Annotated in this window: 16 protein-coding genes and 1 tRNA gene; 6 read left to right on the top strand and 11 right to left on the bottom strand. The window is 65.6% G+C overall.

Features of this window, described 5'->3' with window-relative positions; all coding sequences use genetic code 11:
• Positions 1-31 precede the first annotated feature (31 nt).
• From HNQ40_RS11420 to HNQ40_RS11380, 9 genes are all read right to left on the bottom strand, one after another.
• Entirely contained in the window at positions 32-1,090 is a 1,059-nt protein-coding gene (locus HNQ40_RS11420; RefSeq protein ID WP_221435499.1) for a glycosyltransferase family 2 protein, read from the bottom strand.
• Positions 1,087-2,565 (bottom strand): O-antigen ligase family protein, encoded by a 1,479-nt coding sequence (locus tag HNQ40_RS11415; RefSeq protein WP_184677961.1) that lies wholly within the window; start codon positions 2,563-2,565, stop codon positions 1,087-1,089. Before HNQ40_RS11415 ends, HNQ40_RS11420 begins: the two co-directional genes overlap by 4 nt.
• Positions 2,553-3,677, bottom strand: a complete 1,125-nt coding sequence (locus tag HNQ40_RS11410; protein WP_221435498.1) for a glycosyltransferase family 4 protein — start codon at positions 3,675-3,677, stop codon at positions 2,553-2,555. The genes HNQ40_RS11415 and HNQ40_RS11410 overlap by 13 nt, the downstream gene beginning before the upstream one ends.
• Positions 3,677-5,008, bottom strand: a complete 1,332-nt coding sequence (locus HNQ40_RS11405) for a glycosyltransferase family 4 protein (RefSeq protein ID WP_184677959.1) — start codon at positions 5,006-5,008, stop codon at positions 3,677-3,679. Before HNQ40_RS11405 ends, HNQ40_RS11410 begins: the two co-directional genes overlap by 1 nt.
• Complete coding sequence (locus HNQ40_RS11400) at positions 5,005-5,979, bottom strand: glycosyltransferase family 2 protein (protein ID WP_184677958.1); 975 nt, start codon at positions 5,977-5,979, stop codon at positions 5,005-5,007. Before HNQ40_RS11400 ends, HNQ40_RS11405 begins: the two co-directional genes overlap by 4 nt.
• Positions 5,976-7,508: an oligosaccharide flippase family protein gene (locus HNQ40_RS11395; RefSeq protein WP_184677957.1), complete on the bottom strand. Its 1,533-nt coding sequence runs from the start codon at positions 7,506-7,508 to the stop codon at positions 5,976-5,978. The genes HNQ40_RS11400 and HNQ40_RS11395 overlap by 4 nt, the downstream gene beginning before the upstream one ends.
• Positions 7,505-8,893, bottom strand: coding sequence for a glycosyltransferase family 4 protein (locus HNQ40_RS11390; RefSeq protein WP_184677956.1), 1,389 nt, complete (start codon positions 8,891-8,893; stop codon positions 7,505-7,507). The genes HNQ40_RS11395 and HNQ40_RS11390 overlap by 4 nt, the downstream gene beginning before the upstream one ends.
• A complete protein-coding gene (locus tag HNQ40_RS11385; protein ID WP_184677955.1) occupies positions 8,886-10,211 on the bottom strand; it encodes a glycosyltransferase family 4 protein in 1,326 nt (441 codons plus the stop codon). The genes HNQ40_RS11390 and HNQ40_RS11385 overlap by 8 nt, the downstream gene beginning before the upstream one ends.
• 516 nt (positions 10,212-10,727) lie before the next feature.
• On the bottom strand, positions 10,728-13,970 hold the full coding sequence (locus HNQ40_RS11380) for a right-handed parallel beta-helix repeat-containing protein (RefSeq protein WP_221435497.1): 3,243 nt from the start codon (positions 13,968-13,970) through the stop codon (positions 10,728-10,730).
• A gap of 389 nt (positions 13,971-14,359) precedes the next feature.
• Between HNQ40_RS11380 and nagZ the strand changes: the two genes are divergently transcribed.
• Complete coding sequence (gene nagZ, locus HNQ40_RS11375; protein ID WP_184677954.1) at positions 14,360-15,514, top strand: beta-N-acetylhexosaminidase; 1,155 nt, start codon at positions 14,360-14,362, stop codon at positions 15,512-15,514.
• A gap of 51 nt (positions 15,515-15,565) precedes the next feature.
• On the opposite strand, the gene HNQ40_RS11370 is transcribed toward nagZ, so the two are convergent.
• A tRNA-Lys gene (locus HNQ40_RS11370) sits at positions 15,566-15,637 on the bottom strand.
• Positions 15,638-15,908: 271 nt separating this feature from the next.
• Between HNQ40_RS11370 and HNQ40_RS11365 the strand changes: the two genes are divergently transcribed.
• From HNQ40_RS11365 to HNQ40_RS11350, 4 genes are all read left to right on the top strand, one after another.
• On the top strand, positions 15,909-16,961 hold the full coding sequence (locus HNQ40_RS11365) for an N-acetylneuraminate synthase family protein (RefSeq protein ID WP_184677953.1): 1,053 nt from the start codon (positions 15,909-15,911) through the stop codon (positions 16,959-16,961).
• Between the two features lie 125 nt (positions 16,962-17,086).
• On the top strand, positions 17,087-17,299 hold the full coding sequence (locus tag HNQ40_RS11360) for a hypothetical protein (protein ID WP_184677952.1): 213 nt from the start codon (positions 17,087-17,089) through the stop codon (positions 17,297-17,299).
• Positions 17,300-17,390: 91 nt separating this feature from the next.
• Positions 17,391-18,866, top strand: a complete 1,476-nt coding sequence (locus HNQ40_RS11355; RefSeq protein ID WP_184677951.1) for a radical SAM protein — start codon at positions 17,391-17,393, stop codon at positions 18,864-18,866.
• 134 nt (positions 18,867-19,000) lie between these two features.
• A complete protein-coding gene (locus HNQ40_RS11350) occupies positions 19,001-21,697 on the top strand; it encodes a bifunctional acetate--CoA ligase family protein/GNAT family N-acetyltransferase (RefSeq protein ID WP_184677950.1) in 2,697 nt (898 codons plus the stop codon).
• A 77-nt stretch (positions 21,698-21,774) separates the two neighbouring features.
• Here the strand turns inward: HNQ40_RS11350 and HNQ40_RS11345 are convergent, their stop codons facing one another.
• Positions 21,775-22,263 (bottom strand): helix-turn-helix domain-containing protein, encoded by a 489-nt coding sequence (locus HNQ40_RS11345; protein ID WP_221435496.1) that lies wholly within the window; start codon positions 22,261-22,263, stop codon positions 21,775-21,777.
• A 203-nt stretch (positions 22,264-22,466) separates the two neighbouring features.
• On the opposite strand from HNQ40_RS11345, the gene HNQ40_RS11340 reads away from it, so the two are divergent.
• Positions 22,467-23,222, top strand: coding sequence for a hypothetical protein (locus HNQ40_RS11340; RefSeq protein WP_184677948.1), 756 nt, complete (start codon positions 22,467-22,469; stop codon positions 23,220-23,222).
• Positions 23,223-23,234: the final 12 nt, after the last annotated feature.

The following is a 23,234-nucleotide window of genomic DNA, read 5'->3' as shown; positions in this document are numbered from 1 at the left end:
GAGTGATGCAGCGCTGAGCCGCAGGCGGCGTTTAGGTTTTGAAACCTCTCACAAAAACACTGTGCCGGACGAAGTCGCCCAGGAGTTTTTCCGGGTCGCGGTCGGGCAGGCCGGTGAGCTTGACGCGGGTGCGCCAGAGCGAGAAGCCGAGGATCCACGCGGCGTCGGCGAGCGTGGCGGCGAGCTTGCCGTGGTTCTTCACGAAGTAGCGCTTGCGCGACTCGAACCAATACGCGGGGCGGCGTTTGGCGGGCTTGGCGGTGTCGTTCTTGGCGGTGACGCCCGACGCCTGCCCGACCAGGTGAACCACCCGGCTGGCGGGGACATACCAAGCCTCGAATCCCGCCCGCTGCGCGGCAAGGCAAAAATCGGTCTCTTCGAAATACATGAAATAGTCGTCGTCCAGCGGGCCCACGGCTTCGAACACCGCGTGGCGGACGATCAGGCTCGCGCCGGCCAACCAATCACAACGGTGCGGTTCGTCGCTGACGGGCATGGCCACGATGCGGCGCTTGAGCAGCTTGCTCACCACGCCGAGGCGCAGCGTGTTTTCGAGTTGGCTGGCGATCGAAGGGAAGCGGAACGCCGACTGCTGCGGCGTGGTGTCGGGGTCTTCGAGTCGGCTGCCCGCCAGGCCCGCCTCGGGGTGCTCGTCCATGAACCGCAGCAGCTCGACGATCGCGCCGGGGCGGACCACCGTATCGGGATTCAGCAGCAGGATGAAGTCGGGCGCGGGCGACTCGGCCAAGGCGGGCACGATCGCGGCGTTGTTGCCCCCGGCGAAACCGGCGTTGTCTTCACGCACATCCAGCGTGACCCACGACGACCAGCCGTGCCGATCGATCGCCTTTTGCAGCTGCTCGGCCGAGTCGTCACCGCTGCCGCCTTCGACGACGACCACGTGAGCACCCGGAAGCGCCTTCAGCTCCGGCTCGAGCGAGGCGAGGCAGTCGATGGTCAGCCCGGGCGTGCGGAAGTTGACGATCACGATGCGGACCGTGGTCGCGGGGTTGGTCGCGGTCGCTTCGCTGTTGCCAGCGTCCGACGCCGTCGACGACTCGGTCGGGATGGACGGCGGGGATTCGATCACGTCGCCCCCCCAAGCGGCCGGTCGTGATCGATCGGCGGATCAATCAGGATCAGCGGGTCGTCGCTGCTCAGATCATCGTCGCCGCCGTCGTCGGGTGTACCGGAGGAAGCCAGCGGCGGGCCCGCATCGACGGGCTGAACGCGCTTGACCTTGTCTCGGGAGAGGCAGGCGGCCATGGTCGAGACGCCGCCGATGGCGACGATGAAGACCGGGTTTTCCATCGTGTTGAACATGCAGTCCATCACGTAGATGAGGATGATCATGGCCATGCCGGTGATCGGAGCGCAACGCGGGCTGCACCACTCCTTGGGCTTCATCTTCATGAGCAGGACCAGCGGCGGGATGAGGTTGTAGGCGAACAGCGACGTCAGGCCGATGATGCCGCCCTCGCCGAACGCCCGGACCCAGAGGCTGTCGGGCACAGCGCGGGAGTTGTACTCGGGCAGGTAGACCTGGAACGCGTCGCCCCAGCCGCCCCAGCCGAGCAGCGGTTTTTCGTAGGTTCGGCCGACGATCGCGTTTTCGTGGTCCAGGCGGTACTGCAAGGAGCTTGCCCGCTCTTCGAGCGGCGGGAAGACCGAGCCGATCATCTCCGCCACCCCTTCGCCCGTGAACAGGCCGGTGACGCGCAGGAGCAGGAAGACCGGGATGCCCCAGATGATCGCGTAGAGCAGGGCCTTCATGTCCAGGTAGCGGACGGCCAGCATCGCGACCAGCACGATGCCGAAGAGCATGACCGCGCCGGTGGTCTTACAGAGGATCGCCGTCATGATGATGATCGGGCCGATGATCGCCATGGGCACGCCGAAGATGTCCTTGATCGCCCGGGTGCGCCACAGCCAGAACGCCATCGCCGCGGTGGTGGTCATCCACACGCCGACCATCAGGCCGTGCTTCATGAAGACCATCGGCCGCCAGCCGCCCCACCGCTTGACCTGCTGCCAGTCGTTGAGCGGGCGGAAGCCGTAGATCATCTCGTGCAGGTGCGGGCTCATGCGGATTTCGTACAGGCACAGCGGCACGTACAACATCCCGCCGACCAGCAGGCCCATCGCGAACTCTTTGGCGTCGTCCGGGGTGCGGAAGTACAGCCGGCCGATGAGGTACGGCAGGCCGTGCGTGATCGACTTGTCCACGATCTGCGCGGCCCCGTCGTAGAGGCCCAGGTCGTTGGTGATCGACGAGAAGAACGGGCTGATCACCCACACCGCCATCGGGATGTCGATGAGCATGGGCTTGAAGTTCAGCACCCGGCTCTTGGGGTCGAGGATGAGCGCACCGAGGATGATGCCGTAGGACGTCGCGGTGACCTTCGTGAAGTCCGGCATCAGCGGCACGGAGTAGGCCAGCTGCGGCAGGAACAGCCACGAGCCGATCAACGCCACCACCACCGCACGGCGGGCGGGCATGATCAGGAACATCACCAGCACCAAGGGGACCCAGCCCCACAGCACCGCTTGGGCTATCTGGTACATGCCAACTCCTTTCGGCTCTCGTTGGGTTGCCCCGCCGCGTGGCGCAGCGACCGCTCAAACGCGTCCGTCGCGTCGTCCCAGGTGTAACTCGTGGCGGTCGCGTGGGCCCGGTCGGACATCGCCCGCCACGCCGTGTCGTCGAGGCGAACGACCTCGAGGATGGCCTTCGCCATGGCGTCCACGTCTTCCATGCCGACCATCACGCCGCCGCCCTGGCCGACCAGCTCGGGCGCGGCACCGGCGGGCGTCGCGATCACGGGCGTCCGGCAGGCCATCGCTTCGAGGATCGGCAGGCCGAACCCTTCGCAACGGCTGGCGAACAGCCACGCGTCACAGCTGGCGTAGACCTCGCGGATCGTCTCCTGCGTCGGGTCCTGCTCGTAGCGCGCGCCTTGGGGCAGCGGCATGTCGCGGTACGGATCGTCCTTGCCGAACGCCACGAGCTCGAGCCCGGGAAGTTGCTGGCGGGCCTTCTCGAAGGCGGCCAGCGAAACGTCGGCGCCCTTGAAATGCGAATCGGAATACATCAGCCCGACCGTCGGCTTGGCCTGCTTGCCGCGCGACGGGGCTTGGAACTTCTCGGCGTCCACCGCGTTGGGCACCACCTCCAAGTCGTCCGTCACACCCTCGGCCCGCAACACCGGGTCCAGCCACTGGGCGACCAGGATCTTGTGCAGCGGCAGCTTCCAGGTGGGGATCACACCCTCGGCCGTGCCGTGGACGTGACGCTCATCGTGCTGGATGAAGTACACCTTGGCGCCTTTGCTCGGCGACAGGTCGTTGACCCAGTCCGCGGTCTTCCACCATGTCGCGATCGTCACGTCCGCATCGGGCAGGTCGGCATCGACGATCGGACGCGGCTGCTCGATGATGTGGTGGGTCACGTTGTCCAGGTCGTCGAAGTAGGTCTGGGGGTGGTTCCAGATCGACGAGAACCCCTGGCCCTTCAGCCCGCGACGCAGCCGCAGGTTCCACGGCAGGCGGCGCGGCATCGACACCACGGTCACCTCGTGCCCGCGCTCGGCCAGCCGCTGGGCGTACGTCGCCACGACCCGCACGCCGCCGGCACGCGTTGCCTCGGGCAACACAAAATTGATCCGCATCGCGTCCATCAATTCGTCCTGATCGCTTCCGCCCCGTGTTCCACCGCGTCGCCCTGATCCGACGCGTCCTGATCGTCCGCCACTGGTTTCGTCTCGCTCCCGGGGGTTCCCGGGCCCGGCTGCTCCCCCAACGTCACGCCCATCAGCTCGGCAAACCGCTGAGCCAAACGCGGCACGTGGGCCGAGGTGCTGTACTCGGCACGGATCAGCGCGTGGCCTTCCCGCCCCATTGTCGCCGCCCGCCCGGGGTCGTTCAACAGTTCGACGCACGCGTCGGCAAACGCCTCGGGCGTGTCCGCCAGCCGCACGTGCTTGCCGTCTTCCACGCCGATGCCCTCGCAGGCCAGCGTCGTGCCCACGACCGCCCCACCGTTGGCCAGCGCATCGAGGACCTTGATCCGCGTGCCCGTGCCGAACTGGATCGGCGCGAGGTTCACCGCCGCCGACCGCACCGCCTCGGCCATGTCGGGTACGAAACCCAAACGCTCCACCCGCCCGGGCAGTTCATCCAAGCGTTCGCTGACCATCGCCGAGGTCTTCCCGCCGATGCGCAGCCGCGTGTCGGGGCGCTTCTCGCTGATCGCCGGCCAAACCTCATCGAGGAACCACATCAGCCCCTGGACATTGGGGTTCTCCATGCCCGCGTTGAGGTTGCCGACAAACAGCAGCGTGTCGGGGTCGGGCTGGTAGCCGGGGTATTCGTCGGGTGTCTGCACCGCGTTGGGGGCGACTTCGGGTTTGGGATCGTTGAAGCGGTCGCGGTCCACGGGCTGACACACGAACGAGACGCGGGCCGAGGCCGCGGCGTCGAGCTCGAAGCGTTTGACCTTGGCCATGTCCCGCAGCGTCCGCGCATCGGGCGTCTCGCCACACAGCTCCACCCGGCGGGCGGTGCGTGCGTGTTCGGGGTCATCGATGTCCAGCAGCAAGTCAGATCGGCCCAGCACACCCGACCACGCCGCGGTGTCGATGCGGTAGCAGAATACCGCGTCGAACGAATCGGGCTTGAGCGTTTGCATGACGACCTGCGCGGCCTCGCCGTCGAAGCCTCGCATGTTGCGCGGCGTCTTACTGATCGAGTCTTTGAGCAGCATCTCCCACCGGCCCTCGCGACGCAGCGGGCAACGCGGCAGCGCCACCACACGCTCGCAGCCGCCGTCGAACACGCCCGCCTCGACATCGTCGGGGCACAGCTCGAACATCGCCGCGGTTACGTCCGCGAAGCTCGTGAACGCGTCGAGGAACATCTTCTGGCGCACGAGGTAGCCCGCGCCGCCGGACCATGGCGCACCGCGTCCGATGAACAAGACTTTGGGACGTGGGTTCACGGCGTCATTCATGCCGGCACCCCCTGCCCCGCGGGCAACGAATCGTCGGTGGGCGCGTTCTTCGCCCCGCCCTTGGTGAACGACGCGAGGATCATCTTGTACCCGCCGGGGTGCCACGGCTTGAGTTTCACCGCGCGCCAGCCGTAGGCCGCCGAGGTTTGGTACTGCTTGCTCTTGAACGCCCACCAGCCGTACTCCATCGCGAAGTGGTGGCGGGAGTCGCGGTCTTCACCGGGCCGCCAGAGGCCCGCCGCTTCGAACGTGCCCTGAATCCCCCGGCGTTCCCACGCACGCTCGCAGGCGATGCGGGCGTGCTCACGCTGCGAAGCGCAGCGCACCTCGCTGATCGAGCTGCTGTGCAGGCGGTACTGGCCCAGGCATTCGGGGACGTTGCCGAGCTTGCCGACCTCGCCGAGGCGTAGCCAGCAGTCCAGGTCTTCCGCGACGGGCATGTCTTCGCTGTACCCGCCGAGGTCCACGAGCGCCTGACGCCGGAACATCGAGGTCGGGTTACAGATCGAGCCGTGCCCCCGCAGCGCTTTGTCCTGGATCGTCGCGTCGTCGACGGGCGTCTCGAGCATCTTGAGCAGCCGGCCGTGCTCATCGATGAAGTCGTGCCACGTCCCGCAGGCCACGAGGTCGTGGTCCTTCATGTATTGCAGCTGCACCTCGAACCGGCGCGGCTTGGCGATGTCGTCGGCATCGATGCGTGCGACGAACTCACCCCGGCAGGCCGCCAGCCCGACGTTCGCCGCCTGGGGCACGCCCGCATTGGGGCCGGTGATCACGCGTACCCGCGGGTCGCTGGTGGCGAAGGCTTCGAGGATCTCCGAGGTCCCGTCGGTCGAGCCGTCGTCAACGATCACCAATTCAAAATCTTCGTACGTCTGCGACAACACGCTGCGCAGCGTCTCGGCGACGTAGCGCTCGGCGTTGTAGGCCGCCATCAGCACCGACAGCTCGGGGGCGTTCGGCTCACTCATCCCTCACCCCCTTTGACCCATTGCTTGAACGACACAAACTGCTCCGTCAGCCAGGGATCGACCTGATGCGCCCAGGCCGTCACCTCGGGCGACAACCACCACGCGAGCAAGCCCAGCGCCAAGCTGCCGCCCAGCACCGCGAAGTCGAAACGCCACTGCCAATGCCCGCAGCGGTGGACGAGTACCGAGTCGGCGATGTATTTCAGCCATTGGCACGCGCCGATGCCGTAGAAGAACCCGATCTCGCCGAACAGGGCGTAGCCGCTCAGCGTGGCGGTGGTGATGATGATGAACTGCGCCAGCACGGACAGCATGTTGTATTTCGTTCGCCCGCTGGCCATGTACACGTGGCCGTAGGGCGTCGTCACCATGCCCGCCAGCGAGCCGATCGCGATGATCTGGACGAGAAGCCCGGCTTGCACATATTCGTCGTTGAACATCAACACGACCAGTGCCGGCCCGGTGAGGATCATGCACACCAGCAGCGCGTTGATCGGCAGCGTGATGACCATCCGCATCTTCAAAAGTTGCGAGCCGAAGCGTTCCGGTTCGTTGCGATACAGCTCGCTGAGCGCCGGGAAGCCGACCCACACCCCGAGCTTCTTGAAGAACATCGGCCCCAGGTCCGCCAAGCGCGACGCGATGAAATACAGCCCCAGCATCGAGGTCGAGATCAAGCCGCCGATGAGGAACTTGTCGACCTGCCCCGCGAGGAACGTGATGAGCGTGCTGAGGAACAGCCACTTGCCGAAGTGGATCAGTTCTTTGAACGCGTCACGCTCGAAGTGGATGCGGTTCTTGATCTCCGGGATCATGCGGTGGCTGAGCACGCAGGTGAGCAGGCTGCCGATGAGCAGGCCCGCAACCAGCGCCCACGCCGAGCGGGAGATGTAGAACGCCACGAGCACCATCGTCACGATGCGGACCACCGCGGTGGTGAGCTCGACGACCGCGATCAAACGGATGTCTAAACGCCGGCTGACGGTGAACCACGCCGTTGAGCGCAGCCCGTTGAAGATGCACGTGATCGCCGCCACGGGCAGCAGCCACGCCAGCGGGGCCCAGTCTTCTTTGATCAGCGACAACGGCCAGGCCAACCCGCAGGCCACCAGCCACAGCACAAAGCCGCGGAAGACCTGCATGGTCCACGCGGTGTTGTAGAACCCCGCGTCTTCGCGCTTGTTCTGGATGAGGCTCGGGCCGATCCCGACATCGGAGAACATGTTCAGGCCGGTGACGATCACGGTGACCAGCGTCATGAGGCCGAAGTGCTCGGGCACCAGCAGCCGGCTGAGGATGATGTTGCTCAAGAGCGCCAGCGCCTGGCTGCCGCCGAAGCTCACGCCGGTCCACAGGCCGCCGCTGATCGCGCGCTGCTTGAGCCCGCGCTTCTCTTGCCGGGGCTCGGGCTCCGGCTCGATCGGCGACACCGGCGGGTCCATCACATCGGGGAACTCGACCTCGGCCAAGCCCGACCCGGTATCGACCGACATCGCGTTCGCCAACGGGTTGTTTGCGCCTGCACTCACGCGCCACCCCCCGACGCCCCGACGGGCTCAGAAGGCGACCCGGCTTCAACCGACGACGAACTCGAAGGCTGCGCTTCGACATCCGGCAAGGGCATGCCGAAGTCCGGACGTTCATTCGTTTGACCCGCAGCGTGGGCGTACACCTGCGCGACCTGACTCGCCTTGGCGGGCCAGGTGAATAGTTGTTCGACGCGCCGGATCGCCGCGGCCGACATCGGCTCGAGTTGTTCGGGAGCGTCGGCGATCTGCGTGATCGCGGCGCGGACGTCCTCAACGATCTTCTCACGGCTGCCGATGGGCACGCGGTAGCCGGTGCGCTCGGTGACGAGTTCGCCCGGCCCGCCGTATTCCACGACCACGGGGACCAAACCAACCGCCATGGCTTCGAGCACCACCGCCCCGCCGAACTCGCGGATGCTGGGGAACGAAAACACATCGTGCTCGGCGAGCGTGTGCTGCAGCTGACTGTGTTCGACCCAGCCCGCGAGGTTCACGCCCTCGGCCAGGTTTTCGCGTTCGATGATGCCTTCGAGTTTCCCGCGTTCGGGGCCGTCGCCGATGATCGTGACGGTGACGCGTTTCTCGCGCACCAGTTGCGCGACCGCGTCGAGCAGCATGTCCGCACCCTTGTACGGCACGAGGCGTCCGACAAACGCCAGCTTGATCGGCTCGCCGGGCTGCACGGTGCGCGACCGACGCGCCACGAATCGGCCGGGGTCGATCGCGTTCTCCGGGACGTAGACGCACTTGTCGTGATAGATCGCTGGTACCTGTTCGTAGGTCGCGGTGGAGCCGACGATGATCGTGTGGGCTTTTTGGCGGGTCGCGCGGTAGCCGGGCAGGAGCTTGTAGGCGTCGCGCACGTAGCTGAGCCATTCGCGCTCGGCCCGCCGGGCGGCGTTGAATTCTTTGGGCCACGCGACCCCGCCGTTGATCGGCCCCCAGACAAACGGCACGCCCGCCTTCTTGCACTTCTTGGCGAGCTTGCTGGGCAGCGTCGGGCTCAGCGGCGTGAGGCGGTGGACGATGTCGTACTCGCCGTTCTTAATCGCCTCGCCAAACTGCTTCCAGACGAGCTTTTCGAAGTAGGCGTAGCTCACCGCGTTGAGCGCCATGACGGTGGTCCAGCCCTTGCCCTTGCCGCCGCGCAGGATGCCCGAGAGCTTGTGCATGCGTGCGGCGACTTTTTCCGAGTCGATCGCGGTGAAGTCGTCGCCCTCGACCAGGCCGGCCTTGAGGATCGCTTCGCGGTTGCGCACCTGCGTCACCAAGTGAGTATCCGCCACCTGGGCCAGGGCCTGGCTGTGCGACCAGCCCTCGAGGGGCACGCTGACGAATTCCGGGTTGGCCTGCTCGGCGATGAGCAGCACGCGCGGCTTAGCCATGCGAGACAGCCTCCGCGGTGGATGAGGGTTGAGCCGCAGCATGATCGGGCTCGTCAAGCACTGCCAGAAGCGCATCGGGGCGCTTCCCGGTCAGACGCTCGAACAGCGTCGCGGCGCCGCGACGCGAGTCGAAGTTGCGGATGATCGAGGCACGCCCCGCCTTGGCCAGGCGTTCACGCAGCTCATCGTTCTCGGCGAGTTCACGGATCGCCGCGGCGAGCGCCTCGGCGTTGCCGGGGGGCACGAGCTTGCCATCTTCACCATCGGTGATGATCTCACCCACACCGCCCGCATCCGTCGCGATCGTGGCGACTTCCATCGACATGGCTTCCATCGACACGACGCCCAAAGGCTCGGCGTGCGACGAGAGCACGAACACATCGCTCGTGCGCATCGCCTCGATAATTTCGCCCTCGCCCAGCGAACCCGTGAAGGTCACGCGGTCGTTGAGACCCAAACGCTCGGTCTGATCAACGAGGTCTTGCCGATCCGGGCCGTCGCCGATCATTTTCAGGTCGAAAGCAACGCCATCGGTGTTTAGCTTGCCCAGCGCATCGAGCAAGACGTCGTAGCCCTTGCTGGTGTGGAGCCGGCCGACGGTGATGATCTTCAGCGCGTCGCCGGTGTTTTTGGCTTCGGGCGACGGGGTCCATTTTTTGGTGTCCACGCCGATGCGACCGAGCACGACCTGGTCGTCGCGGAGCTCGGGGTAGTCGCGGCGGACCTGGGCTTCGAGCCACTGGGTGATCGCGATGGTGAAGTCGGCCCGGCCGAACTTCTCGGCCATCGCGCCGCCCCACCACTCGATGTTGGCGTTGAGCGTCAACGAATACGGCGTGCCCTGCAGCGCGTTGACCAGCATGGCCAGGATCGCGCTGTTCGAGCAGGTGTGCGAGTGGAAGTGCGTCAGGCCGCGCTTTTTGATCTCGCGGGCCAGGCCGCAGGCGGGGATCACCAGCGGCAGGATGGTCTTGAGGTTGGGCTTCTTCTCCACCGGCAGGGTCATCGCCCAGCGCACGGCCTTGAGCAGGCCCAGCGGCTTGGTGAACAGCGCCCAGGCCAGTGACGAGACCATCGACCCGGCCGACATCGGCCAGAGGTAGGTCGTCTCGGCGGCGGCGGACTCGGCGAAGTCGTGCCGGGCCTTGTCCCGCTCGGGGGGGCGGCGGGTGGAGAACAGGTGCAGGTCGGCCCCGGCCTCGCGCATGTGCACGATCTCGCGCCACATCCACACGTGGGTCTGCCCCGGGAACTCGGGGATGATGTAGCCCACACGCAGGGGCGCATCGGCGGATTTCGGGGCGTTATCAGACGTCAAAACGCGGCTCCTGGACACGGCTGCACGGCCGCCGACCGCTTGACGCGACCCGGGCGATGAAGAACCGTAATGGCTTTTCCCTGATCGAGTTGTGCGCACCGGCGGAGCGGTTTCATGTCGTCTTTTCCTCCCACGGTCGGGGCACAGCCGGGGCGGGAGTGGCCCCTGTGGCGGCGGGCGGGGATTAAGCCGCAATCTCCTAGTGTATCGACCGAATCAAACCCCTTTTTTGCTCACGGCTATTATCGGCCAATCCGAGCGGGTGTCGCACGAAAACCCAGCGTTTTGGTCAGGTGATCTCGTGCCAGATCGAGGGGTTTCGCGTAGGTCAGGCATGCTTGCCTGACACCCAGATGCTCACCCCGCGTCAGGCAGGCATGCCTGACCTACAGAACACGCCGTAGCCGACTCTCCCCAGTCAAAGCAAAAACCGGGCCGACACGAGGCCGGCCCGGTGGGGTTCATACTGATTTACGGGGAACGAGGTTCACTTCTGGGTGGACCGGCCGACTTGGTTTAGTCGAACGGCTGGACGTCGAAGCCGCGGCGGATGTAGGTGTTCACGGCGTTGGCGGAGAACTCCTTGGCCCACTGGCCACGGGGGCGGAAGGCCGCGGCCTGCACCAGGGCGTCGAGCGAGGCGCTCTTGCCGATCGACTTCATGTACGACTCGACATCACGCTCGGGGTCGATCCACGGCGGGTCGCTTGCGCCACCCGAGGCCTTGTCCAGCGCGTTGCGGGCGTTGGCGGTCATCTGCGGCTGGGTGCCGAACTTGATCGCCGAATCCCGGCCCTGGCTGCGGGGCCACTTGTAGATCTTGTTGTCGGTCAGCGACGCCTTGAACGGGCGGCCGTTGAGGAAGTCCACGTACTTCGGCTCGTAGTTGAAGCCGATGGCGTAGGCGAAGTCGGCCGAGCCCTGCTTCTGGCTGACGATGTTGCCCTGGACCCGTGCGTTGAGGCAGGGCAGGATCTCGATGCCGTGGCCACGCACGTCTTCGCCGGGGCCCAGGTCCTGGGACTTGAGCACGACGTTGCTGAGCACGTCCGACTCGTAGCGGCCGACGAAGAACGCCAGCGGGTTGCCGACGAACAGGTTGTCGATCACGTCGCCGCCGGAGCGGAGCTGCATGCCGTGGGCCGAGCCGTTGGTGATGATGTTGCCGCGGACCAGCGAGTTGCCGGTGCAGTTGTCCTGCACGTAGATGTTGTGGTTGAACTTGGTCTTGCCGGCACCGCTGACGCGGGTGGTCCAGCCGTTGTGGTCCAGCACGTTTTCTTCGATCAGCAAACCGTCGAGGTAGGCACCGAAGATGCCCGAGCTGTGACCGGCAACGGCCTTGTTCCAGTGGCCGTAGCTGTTGAGGATCGCGTTGCGGCGGATCTTCGCGTCACGGGCGTAGCCGTTGTCCTTGTTGGACTGCACGACGATGGCGAACTTGAAGTACTCCATGATGCAGTCTTCGATCAGAAGACCCTTGGAGTCGCCCAGGAAGGTGATCGCCTGAGCGTTCCAGATTTGCTGGGTCATCGCGCTGGCGTTGAAGCCCGAGCGGGTGTAGTCCCGGTTCTCCGCGATGATGTGCAGGCCGACGAACGAGACGTAGTCGCCGTTGGTCTGGAAGAACTTCTCGGCCCAGGTGCCGTTGGGCGAGAGCATCACGGGGCGGGGCCCGTCGCCGTAGGCACCGATGAGCATGGGTTCGTTGGCGCTGCGGCCCGACTTGGAGATCGTGCCGAGGTTGCCGCGGAAGGTGTCGCCGGCCTTGAACAGCAGCCAGTCGGGCTTGCCGTGACGCAGCTTCTTGTACGCCTCGCGTCCGGTCCGCATCGGGGTGGCGGGCGAGAGGCCGTCGTTGTTGTCGTTGCCGTTGGCCGCGACGTAGATCACGCGGGTGTCGGCGCTCTTGGTGAACTGGGTGAAGCCGGCGGAGGTGAGGTTGAGGTCACCGTAGTCGTTGCCGGTGTCTTCGGGCACCTGCTCCTCTTCGGGGGCGTTGGGGTCGACCAGATAGATCGAGCGCTTCCTGATGACCAGCGCTTCGCCGGGCACACGCAGAAGCGCCTGCAGTTCCACGTTGCCCGCGGGGGCCGCGTCGAGCTTGGAGTTGCTGACCTGGAGGCTGCTGCCGCTCAGTTCGTGGGCGAAGTCGGTGACCATCTCGCTGCGGTCTTTGTGCCACATGAGCATGAGCACGTCGCCGCCGGCGGGCAGGCTGCCCTGCAGGTCCAGTGCGATCGAATCGCCCGAGCCCTGGGTGTAGCGCGACGGGGTGTCGGCCGAGAAGGCCACTTCCACCGGGCCGGCGTCGCTGGGGACGCTGGGCGCTTCGGGTTCGGGGGTCGCATCGATAACCGGGACCTCGGCGGTGATTTCCTCGCCGGTGTCGGCCTGGGTTTCGTCGCCGGGCGTTTCTGCGCCGGTTTCACCACCGTTGTCGGTGGGGTCGTCTTGCTTGGGGATCTCGGCCACGACGGTGTTCTTCACGGTGATCGAATGGACCACCTTGCCGATGATCTTGCCGTCGTAACGCGGACGCAGCTGAACCTCGACCACGCCATCGGGCAGCAGGTCGAGCAGGTCCGAGGTGATCGTCCACGGGCCCTGGGTGTACACCTGGGCGAAGCCGGGGACCAGACGGCCCTCGTCGATCGACCAGGCGATGGCCAGCACGTCACCCTTGGCGGGCATCGCGCTGGCGACCTCGAAGCTCAGGCCCTGGCCCGAGCCACGGGTGTAAGTCGTAGGCAGGTTGTCGGAGAAGCGGACCGTCGGCATCGCGCTGGGGCCGGAGGGGATGTCCACTTTCACCGGCTCGGTGTTCAGCATCGCCTGCTTGGCGGACATCACGATCTTGCCGCCTTCGCGGTAGTGGGCCTGGAGCTCCATGTTGCCAACCGGCAGACGGTCCAGCAGGCTCGCGGGCACCACGGGGTTGGCTACGTCCATCGTCGCCGAGATCCCGGGGACCACTTCTTGCTTGCCCAGGTCCCAGACCAGGAACAGCACGTCGGCGTTAGCGCCGGCGTTGGCCACTTCGATCTTCACCGAAGCCGTATCACCGATCACCCGCTCGGCGGGCGTGTCGGCGGCAAACGCCACGGTCGCGTCTTCCACGACCTCGTCTTGAGGCACGGTGGGCGAAGGCAGCACCTGAGGCACCACCGGCTTGACCGCTTCAACGAGCTCCGGCGTTTCGGTCTCGGTCACTTCGGGTTCATCAGCCTGGCCGTTCCCGGCGGCTTCGTCACCCGTGGGCAGCTGCGCGACAGGTGCTTGCCGCTCTTCGACCACGGGGGTCTCAACGACGGGTTCTTCGACAACGGGCTCGTCAACCGCGGGCGTCGCCACGGGCTGCGGCGCGGGGTTGTCGACGGTGAAGTTCACAAACGTCGACTCGACCTTGCGGCCGGTGCGTTGGCGGGAGGTGCTGTAGGCCACCAGGGTGTACTTGCCGGAAGCGGCTTGGGTCGAGTCCCACGCCATGCCCTTCATGGGGTTGGCGGGGTCGGCCACGAGGTGGACTCGGGGGGTGGTGCTGCGGCTGATCAACTCCGTGCCCTCGGGGCCGGTGAGGATCAGGATCAGATCGACCAGGCGACTGGCCGAGCTTGTGGCGGAGACCTCGATCTCGCCGGTGACGACTTGGCCTTTGGTCACGCCTTCGATGGTGACATTACCGGCCGCCGGTGTGGCGAACACCATCAACAGGGCGGCAAGCAGGCACATCACGGCACCGCTTGAGCGTTGGGGCAACTTCTTAATGCAACTATGCATGAGCAGGTCCTTGGAATAACAACTGGGTCGGCTGAACTGCCCCCTCTCTCATGCAAGTGGATCGGGCATGCAACGGTCGTGCTTAATGGGAATGCTGGAAAGACCACGGGTTTGAGGCGAAACGGGTGCATTAGCTAAACCGTTCGAAATATGCGGGTTACACGCCCTCCAAGGGATGGGCAAAGCTCGGCACACGGGATAAATATCCGGTAATCCCCTATATCCAAGCGGTTTACGTCCGTTCTCGACCGATTTGATTGATAACCCCTGCGGACCTTTGCGTTGGAACACCGGTGTTCAACTTATGATTTGGGACGGGTGTTAATCTCTGCTCGCTGCATCCCTTCAAACCCCGAACCGGCCATTCCATGAACACGCCAGCCCCGCCCCATACACCCGACCCGCCGTCGCTGGAGCGCGTGGTGCGCGGGCTGTTTCTGGCGGGTTGGGACGGCCACACGCTCTCGCCGCAGGTGCGTCAGATGCTCGAAGCCGGCCTACGCGGGGTCGTGCTATTCGCCAAAAACATCCAGACCCCGGATCAAACCGCCGAGCTCTGCTCCGCGATCCACGACGCCCACGGCCCCCACGCCCTCATCGCCATCGATCAGGAAGGCGGACGCGTCGCCCGACTCCGCGACGGGTTCTTCGTCTCGCCCCCCATGGCGACCCTCGGCCGCACCGCCACCCCCGAACAGCTCCACGACTTGGGCCGACTCCTCGGGCTGCAACTCAAGGCGCTGGGCATCCACCTCAACTTCGCACCCGTCCTCGACGTCGACACCAACCCCGACAACCCCGTCATCGGTGACCGCGCGTTCAGCGCCGACCCGCAGCGCGTGGCCGAGTGCGGCACCGCACTCGCCCAAGGCATGCAATCCGTCGGCGTCGCCGCCTGCGGCAAGCACTTCCCCGGCCACGGCGACACCCGCCAGGACAGCCACCTCACCCTCCCCCGCCTGCCCCACGGCGGTAAACGCCTCGACATCATGGAGATCCCCCCCTTCCAGCACGCCATCGACCACGGCATCGCCTCGATCATGACCGCCCACATTGTCTTCGAGTCCCTCAACCCTTCGCCCGAGGACAACACCCCCGCCACGCTCAGCTCCGAGGTCATCCAGGGGTTGCTCCGGACAGCGATGGGCTTCGATGGCGTGGTCATCAGCGACGACCTGGAGATGAAAGCCATCGCCGACCACGCCCCGATCGAGGACACCGCGGTGCGGGCCGTGGACGCGGGTGTCGATCTCATGCTGGTGTGTCACCACCCCGACCTCGTGGTGCGCGCCGTCGACGCGATCGTCGCCGCCGTGCAGTCGGGCCGGCTCTCCGAAGACAAGGTGCACGCCGCCCACCAGCGCGTCGAACGCTTGGCTACGCAATACCGCCCGGGTCTCACCACCCCCGAAACCCGCGAACGCGAAGCCCAGGAACTGGCCGAATTGGAAGCCCGTTTCGCCGCCCTCTTCGGCTCCGATCCCGCCGCCACCAACGACCCGACTGACGCCTTGGGTGCATAAAAAAACCCTTGACGCCTGCCGGTAACTGCCGACACGTCAAGGGTTTTAGAGTGACCAGGCTGGGATTCGAACCCAGAACCAGCGGCTTAAAAGGCCGATGCTCTACCGTTGAGCTACCCGGTCGCTGAGGAAGCCAGAGTTTAGGCACCACCTTCCGCAGAGCCAAGTAAGGTATCGACCACCCCGCCCCCGGTCAACACCGCGGTTACCCAACTCCATCACGCCGACGGGTGGCCGGGGCAGAGTCCGCGATGCCCCGGAACGGGTGTCCAAGGGTGAGATTGAGCTGCTCGCTTCCGGGGCTTAACCGAGCCTCAGCCCCGGCCACCCGTGAGTGCAAAGGAAATGATTAGGGCCGAGGGAGCCAAGACATCCCAGCCGGTACGATGCCCGCATGGGCCAAGCCGATAGCAAGCCGATGTTCGCCCCCGCCGACGCCGAGCACCCGCCGCGCGTGATGGTCATCGCCGAGATCGGCGTCAACCACGACGGCGACCCCAACCGCGCCGCCCAACTCATCCGCGCCGCCGCTGCGGTCGGGGCCGACGCGGTGAAGTTCCAGCTCTTCCACCCCGACCGTTTGCTCTCGAATGAAGCGCTGCTCGCGGGCTACCAGGAAGGCAAAGCCAACGACGCGAAGTCGCTGCTGGAAAAACTCACGCTGTCGGCCGAGCAATTGCAGCCGCTGCGCGAATTCGCCGAATCATGTGGCGTTAAGTTCATCGTCACGCCGTTCAGTCCGGACGATGTCGCCGACCTGGCCACACTCGACGTCGATGCCGTGAAGATCGCTTCGCCCGACGCGGTGAACACACCGCTGCTCGACGCCGCCGCCGCGCTGGGCAAACCCATGCTCATCTCCACCGGCACCTGCGAACTCGACGAACTCGACGCCGCGGCGCAACACACACGCGTTAGCCGAGGCGCGCTGCTGCAATGTGTTTCGTCCTACCCCACACCCGACCAGGACGCCGCGCTCGGCGGCATGCGTGCGTTGGCTTACCGCTTCCCCGGCATCGCCGTCGGCTACTCCGATCACACCGCCGCCCTGGACACCGGCGCCCTGGCCGTCGCCGCCGGAGCCCAGGTCCTCGAGAAACACCTCACCCACGACCGCAGCGCCCCCGGCCCCGACCACGCCGCCAGCGTCGAACCCGAGGGCCTACGCCAATACGTCGCCGCCGTCCGCCGGGCCTCGGGCATGCTCGGCCCGCTCAACAAGACCTGCACCGACCTCGAACGCGACGTGCAAAAAATCTCCCGCCAAAGCGTTTGCGTCCTCACCGACCTGCCCGCCGGCCACGTCCTCCAGCGAGACGACCTCACCGTGAAACGCCCCGGCACCGGCATCCCCGCCGCGGAACTCGGCCCCATCGTCGGCCGCACCCTCGCCCGCCCCGTGGACGCCGGCTGCCTGCTCCGCCCCAGCGATCTCGCGTCCCCGTGACCCCTCGGGCCGCCATCCGCCGCAAAAACGCGACTTTTTTTACAGTTCCGCTTCCTGACCGCCCGATGGCTTCTTATCGCCCTCGGCGATTTCGCCGTGCCACGTCTTTGTGGAGGAAGCCTGCCATGCTGTTCAAAGCCACCCTCATCGCCGTCATCGTCTACCTGGTCGCCTGCTACGCCTACGGCCTCTACCTGCTCTTCAAGCTGTACACCAACAAAAAGATTCAGGCCGAGTTCAAGAACCCCGTGAACACCGCGGGAACGATCAGCGACCACGCCGACCAAGACGCCAAGCAGCCCGCCCCGGCGTACGACGCGCCCGCCAAGGCCGCCTAAGCCCACCTCCACCACCTGCCGGACCCTGTCGGGGAAACTTCCGGGTGGTTTTTGCGCATTCCCCTCCGCCTCGGCGTAACATCCAATCAAGATGTTGCGACCCTCTACCTCATCCGATTCCAAACGCCTAGCCGACGAACTGAACCTCGAAGCCGTCGTCGCCGGGGACGCCCGACTCTCGCCCGAAGACGCCCTGCGCCTGTATCACGAGGCCCCGCTCCACGACCTGGGCCGGTGGGCCTCGGCCATCTGCGACCGCATCCACGGCAGCGGCCCGGACGCCAAACGCACCTACGTCATCGACCGCAACATCAACTACACCAACGTCTGCTCGGCGTCGTGCACCTTCTGCGCCTTCTTCCGCAAAGAGGGCGACGACGATGCGTACGTCCTCACCAAAGAACAGCTTCACGACAAAGTCCGCGAGCTCGTGAAGATCGGCGGCACCCAGGTCCTCCTGCAAGGCGGCATGCACCCGAACCTCGGCGTCGACTTCTACGTCGAGTTGCTTCAGGGATTGAAAAACGAATTCCCGGGCGTTCACATCCACGGCTTCAGCCCGCCGGAGTTTGTCGAGTTTGTTGCCGTTTACGACCTCGACGGCTTCCCGAAGACCGACCCGAAGAAATCCCACGAGCTGCCGCGCGAGGTTTGGCTGGCCAAGCTCGAAGCGATCATGCGTCTGCTCATGGACGCCGGGCTGGACTCGTTGCCCGGCGGGGGCGGAGAGATCTTCGTGCCGCATGTCCGCCGGAAGATCGGCCTGGGCAAGGCCTCGGCTGAGCAATGGCTCGACGTCATGGAGACTGCGCACAAGCTCGGCATGTACACCTCCGGCACGATGATGTTCGGCCATATCGAAGGCGCCGCCGACCGCATCATGCACATGAATTCGATCCGCACCCGCCAGGACCGGGCGATCGAGCAAGGCTACCCCGGCAAGTACATCAGCTTCATCAGCTGGCCCTTCCAACGCGAAAACACCCCGCTGGGCCACCTCCCCGACTTCGACCTCGCCAGCGAAGAGCCCTTCCCCGGCGACGTCCTCGCCGAGGCCGTGATGCGCGGCGAAGTCGATCCCTCCGACAAAGCCGCTTGCGGCGTAGCCGCCCCCCGTGCCGGCAAAGTCGTCCGCCTCGCCGGGGCCAGCGAGTACCTGCGTACCCAGGCGATCAGCCGCATCTTCTTCGACAACATCCACAGCATCGGCAGCTCCTGGGTCACCATGGGTCCCCGCATCGGCGAGCTGGGCCTCTACTACGGGGCCAACGACATGGGCAGCGTGATGATGGAAGAGAACGTCGTAAGTGCGGCCGGCACGACCTACTGCCTCAGCGAAGAAGTCCTCTGCCACCTCATCCGCGACGCCGGCTTCACCCCCGCCCAGCGCGACAACCGCTACGATTTTTTAGCCGTCCACGACGGCCCCGACGCCCCCGACCGCAAGGTCGAGGATTGGTCCACCCAACGCGCCAAAGCCCTTCACATCGAAAACCAACCCGCCGAGGTTGCCCCCGGTGACGAAGGCAAAAACGCCACCATTCCGCTGACCGTGGACGGGAAATAAGCCGCTCCCGATCGGAAAACAAAAAACTCAAAACCCACTCAAAAGGTACGAATTCACCTTGTGCTATGGTGTCGCCGACGCGGGACGAGCGTCCCGTAAATCGCTGATTCTCCTTGCATATGGAGCGTTTGAAGATGTCGGTCCGAAACCTTGATCGTGTGTTCAATCCCAAGCGTGTCGCCATCGTCGGGGCGAGCGACAACACCTCCAGCGTCGGCTACGCGGTGCTCAACAACATGATCGGCGGCGGGTTTCAGGGCGTCGTCTACCCGGTCAACCCCAAACGCGAAGCGGTGCAGGGCATCGCGGCGTACAAGAGTCTGGAAGCGCTGCCGAACGTGCCGGACCTGGTGGTGATCTGCACGCCGGCCTTCACCGTGCCGGGCATCGTGAAGTCGGCGGTCGAGCTGGGAGTCAAAGGCATCTGCGTGATCAGCGCCGGCTTCCGCGAGGCGGGTGAAGAAGGGATCAAGCTCGAACAAGAAGTCCTGGCGGAGATCGCCAAGGGCGACGGCGTCCGCATGATCGGGCCAAACTGTCTGGGCGTGATCGTGCCGGGCATCGGGCTCAACGCCAGCTTCACCGTCGGCACGCCCAAGCCGGGCAACATCGCGTTCATCACGCAGTCGGGTGCGCTCGGCACCAGTGTGCTCGACTGGGCGATCCGCAAAGGCATCGGGTTTTCGCAGTTCGTGTCGGTGGGCAACATGGCCGAGGCCGACTTCGCCGACCTGATCGACTACTTCGGGCAGGACTCGGGCACGGACGCGATCCTCGTGTACATCGAATCGATCGCCAACGCCCGGGCGTTTGTCTCGGCGGCGCGGGCGTTCACCAAGACCAAGCCGATCATCGCGTACAAGGCCGGCCGTTTTGCCGAGTCGGCCGCGGCGGCCGCGTCGCACACCGGTGCGCTGATGGGGGCCGACGATGTACACGACGCGGCGTTCCGCCGGGCGGGCATCGAACGGGTGTACGAGATCGACGACATGTTCGACTGTGCCGAGCTGCTGGGCCGACGCAAGGTCCCACGCGGCGGCCGGTTGGCGATCGTCACCAACGCCGGCGGCCCGGGCGTCATGGCGACCGACGCCCTCATCGCCCGCGGCGGCACGCTCGCCAAGCTCTCGTCCGAAACCATGGAAGAGCTCAACGCGGCGTTGCCGGCCTATTGGTCGCACAACAACCCGATCGACGTGTTGGGCGATGCCCCGCCCGAGCGCTACGCCGTGGCGACCAGCATCGTGGCCGACGACCCGAACGTGGATGCGGTGCTGGTGATCCTCACCCCGCAGGCGATGACCGACGCCACCGCCGCCGCCGAGGCCGTTGCCGATGTGGTGCACAACTCCAACAAGCTCGTGCTCACCGCCTGGGCCGGCGGGGCCAGCGTGATCGAGGGCCGCGAACTGCTCAGCCAACGCGGCATCCCCGCGTACCCGACCCCCGAGCGTGCGATCCAGGGGCTGATGCACCTGGTCAACTACCAACGCAACATCGCGGCCCTCTACGAAACCCCGCGCGACGTGCCGGTGGAGCTCGAGCTCAAAACCGAAGAGATCAAGCCCAAGCGCACCGAGCTGTTGTCCACCCCCAACACGACCCTCAGCGAGGTGGACGGCAAAGCCCTACTCAAGTCCTACGGCATCCCCGTCGCCGAGACGCTCATCGCCACCACCGAAGACCAGGCCGTCACCCACGCCGAGGCCATCGGCTACCCCGTCGTGATGAAGATCCTCTCGCCCGACATCACCCACAAGACCGACGTCGGCGGCGTGCGATTGAACCTGGCCAACGAGGACGACGTCCGCTACGCCTGGCAACGCATGATGCAGCGTGCCGCCGAGGTGAAACCCGACGCTCAGCTCGACGGCGCGACCGTGCAGCCGATGATCGACACCCGCGACAGCGTCGAGATGATCCTCGGGGCGATCAAGGACCCGGTGTTCGGCAGCGTCATCCTTCTGGGCTTCGGCGGCGTGACCGCGGAGGTCTGGCAGGACCGCGTGCTCGGCCTTCCGCCGCTGACCGAGAAGCTGGCCGACAACATGATCAACAGCCTCAAGAGCAAGCCGCTGCTCGAGGGCTACCGCGGCGCACCCAAGGCCGACAAGAACGCGTTGATCGAAGCGATGATCCGGTTCTCGTATCTCATCGCCGACAGCCCGAACATCGCCGAGCTCGACATCAACCCGCTGCTGGTGGGGCCGACCGGCACGATCGCCCTCGACGCCCGCGTCATGACCGACGACGCCCCGGTCACCCCCGACGCCCGGCTCAGCCATTTGGCGATCCACCCTTATCAGGCCAAGCTCGAAGAAAGCTTCACGCTGGCCGATGGCAGCACGGTGGTGGTGCGGCCGATCCGCCCCGCCGACGAACCGGCGTGGCACGACATGGTCGCGTCCTGCTCCCCCGACACGCTGCAGGCCCGCTTCTTCCAGAGCATCGGCAAGACGACGCACGCCATGGCTACGCGTTACTGCTACATCGACTACGACCGCGAGATGGCCCTGGTCGCCATGCTCCCGGCCGACTCGCCCGATGGCGAAGAGAAGATGATCGGTGTGGGCCGACTGATCTGCGAACCCGACGGCCGTTCCGCCGAGTACGCGGTGCTCGTCGCCGACGGCTACCAGGGGCAGGGCCTGGGACTCACCCTGACCGAGCGCTGCCTCGATGTCGCCCGGGCCATGGATGTCCAGCGCGTCTACGGCACCACGTCAGTCAACAACCCCCGCATGGTCGCGACGTTTAAGGACCACGGCTTCGAGATCGCCCCCGACCCGGAAGACGACTCGCTGGTCACCGCCGAGCTGGCGTTGACGTAAAAGACCCGCTCACGCAGCGACGCGTGATGCCGGGCGGTTGTTGGCAAGAAAGACCCCGGACCCACCGGAGGCGTGATTCACTTGACGAGTTTGAGCTTGCGCTTGCGGCGTTGCTCGGACATCTCGACCAGGACACGCTGCGTGATCGCGCAGTGCTTCATGACGTGATTCAGGAGCGCGACCGTCTCGAGCGTTTCGTCGGAGGTCATCGGCTCGTGCGAGCGGGCCCGGATGGAGGCGAGGGATTGGCTGGCCCCCTTGACGCACTCGATGGTGGCGTCCAGGGCGTCGTCTGCGTCGATCCGTCCGTCGTCGTTCACGTCCAGCTCCAAATCCAAACGTGTGCAAAGCCAATCCGTGCCGCTCGTAAAAGCCTGAAGGATTTCTTCCTGTGCCCGGTTGTCCGGGAGGTGACGCACCAGCAGCCGGATCGAATCGAAGTCCGGCTGGGACTGACCCGCGATCCAGCGGTACACCGTGGACGTTGATACGCCCGCCAGCTCGCCGAGTTCTTTGGCGGAGGTCAGTTTTTGGTCGATCACCCGTTGCAATGTCTTGCCTAGCATGCGTGCCCTTTCAAAAATGCACCGGCCCGTATTAACAAGACGCTAAAGTACACGGGGTCGTTCCCCCAAATCTGAAATTTTTTTCCCCCCTTCCCCCATCTGTGCATTTAGCCGAGGCCGTTTTTTGCCGTAGAATGCGTTGGAACCATTGGGGAGACCGACGGACCCCTCCCCCATCATCTCACCTCGGGAGCAAATCAGACATGAAATCTTTTTTCACCCTTTGCGGCGTCCTGGCCCTGACCCTCGCCGCCACGGGATGCGTCAAGTTCAAGCAGGCCTGGGTCATCAACCCCGACGGCTCGGGCAAGATGACCATGACCATGGGCTTCAGCGAAATGATCCTGCAGCAGGCCCCGGAAGACCCCTTCGCCAACCTCGATGACCCCTCGGACATGATGGATCAGGAAGACAACGGCTGGGTCGCCTTCACCAAACCCGAAATCAAGACCGAAGGCGGGTTCAAGTACGCCACCTTCGTCGGCTACTTCGAAGACATCAACCAGGTCACCTTCTCCGGCGACGGCGGCAACGGCGACATGGAAGACTCGTCCTACAGCCTCGCCGACGGCACCTTCACCGTGACCAACGGCATGCTCGGCCAGGTCATCGCCACCATGAAGGAAGACCCCTCGATGCAAGACCCCCAGATGCGGGCCATGATGGCGCCCATGATGGAGGGCATGGAGATGACCGAGACCTACCAGGTGCCCGGCGAAATTACCGGTGCCGAGGGCTACGCCTCCGAAGGCAACACCGCCTCGACCAGCCTGACCGCCGAGGACATCCTCGCCGCGACGCCGCCCACCATCGACGGCCTGGACGACGGTGAACTGACCATCACCTTCACCCCCGGCCCCTGGCCCGAGCAAGACGCGTGGAACGCCGAGCTCGCCGCGGCGAAGGCCGAGTGGCAAGCCATCAAGGACAGCGCCGCCGTCGGCGCCGGTGCCGAGTAAAGCTTCTGCCCA

Origin of the sequence: Algisphaera agarilytica (genome assembly GCF_014207595.1) — a bacterium.
Lineage (GTDB): Bacteria > Planctomycetota > Phycisphaerae > Phycisphaerales > Phycisphaeraceae > Algisphaera > Algisphaera agarilytica.
This window is presented reverse-complemented; position numbering and strand designations above follow the sequence as displayed.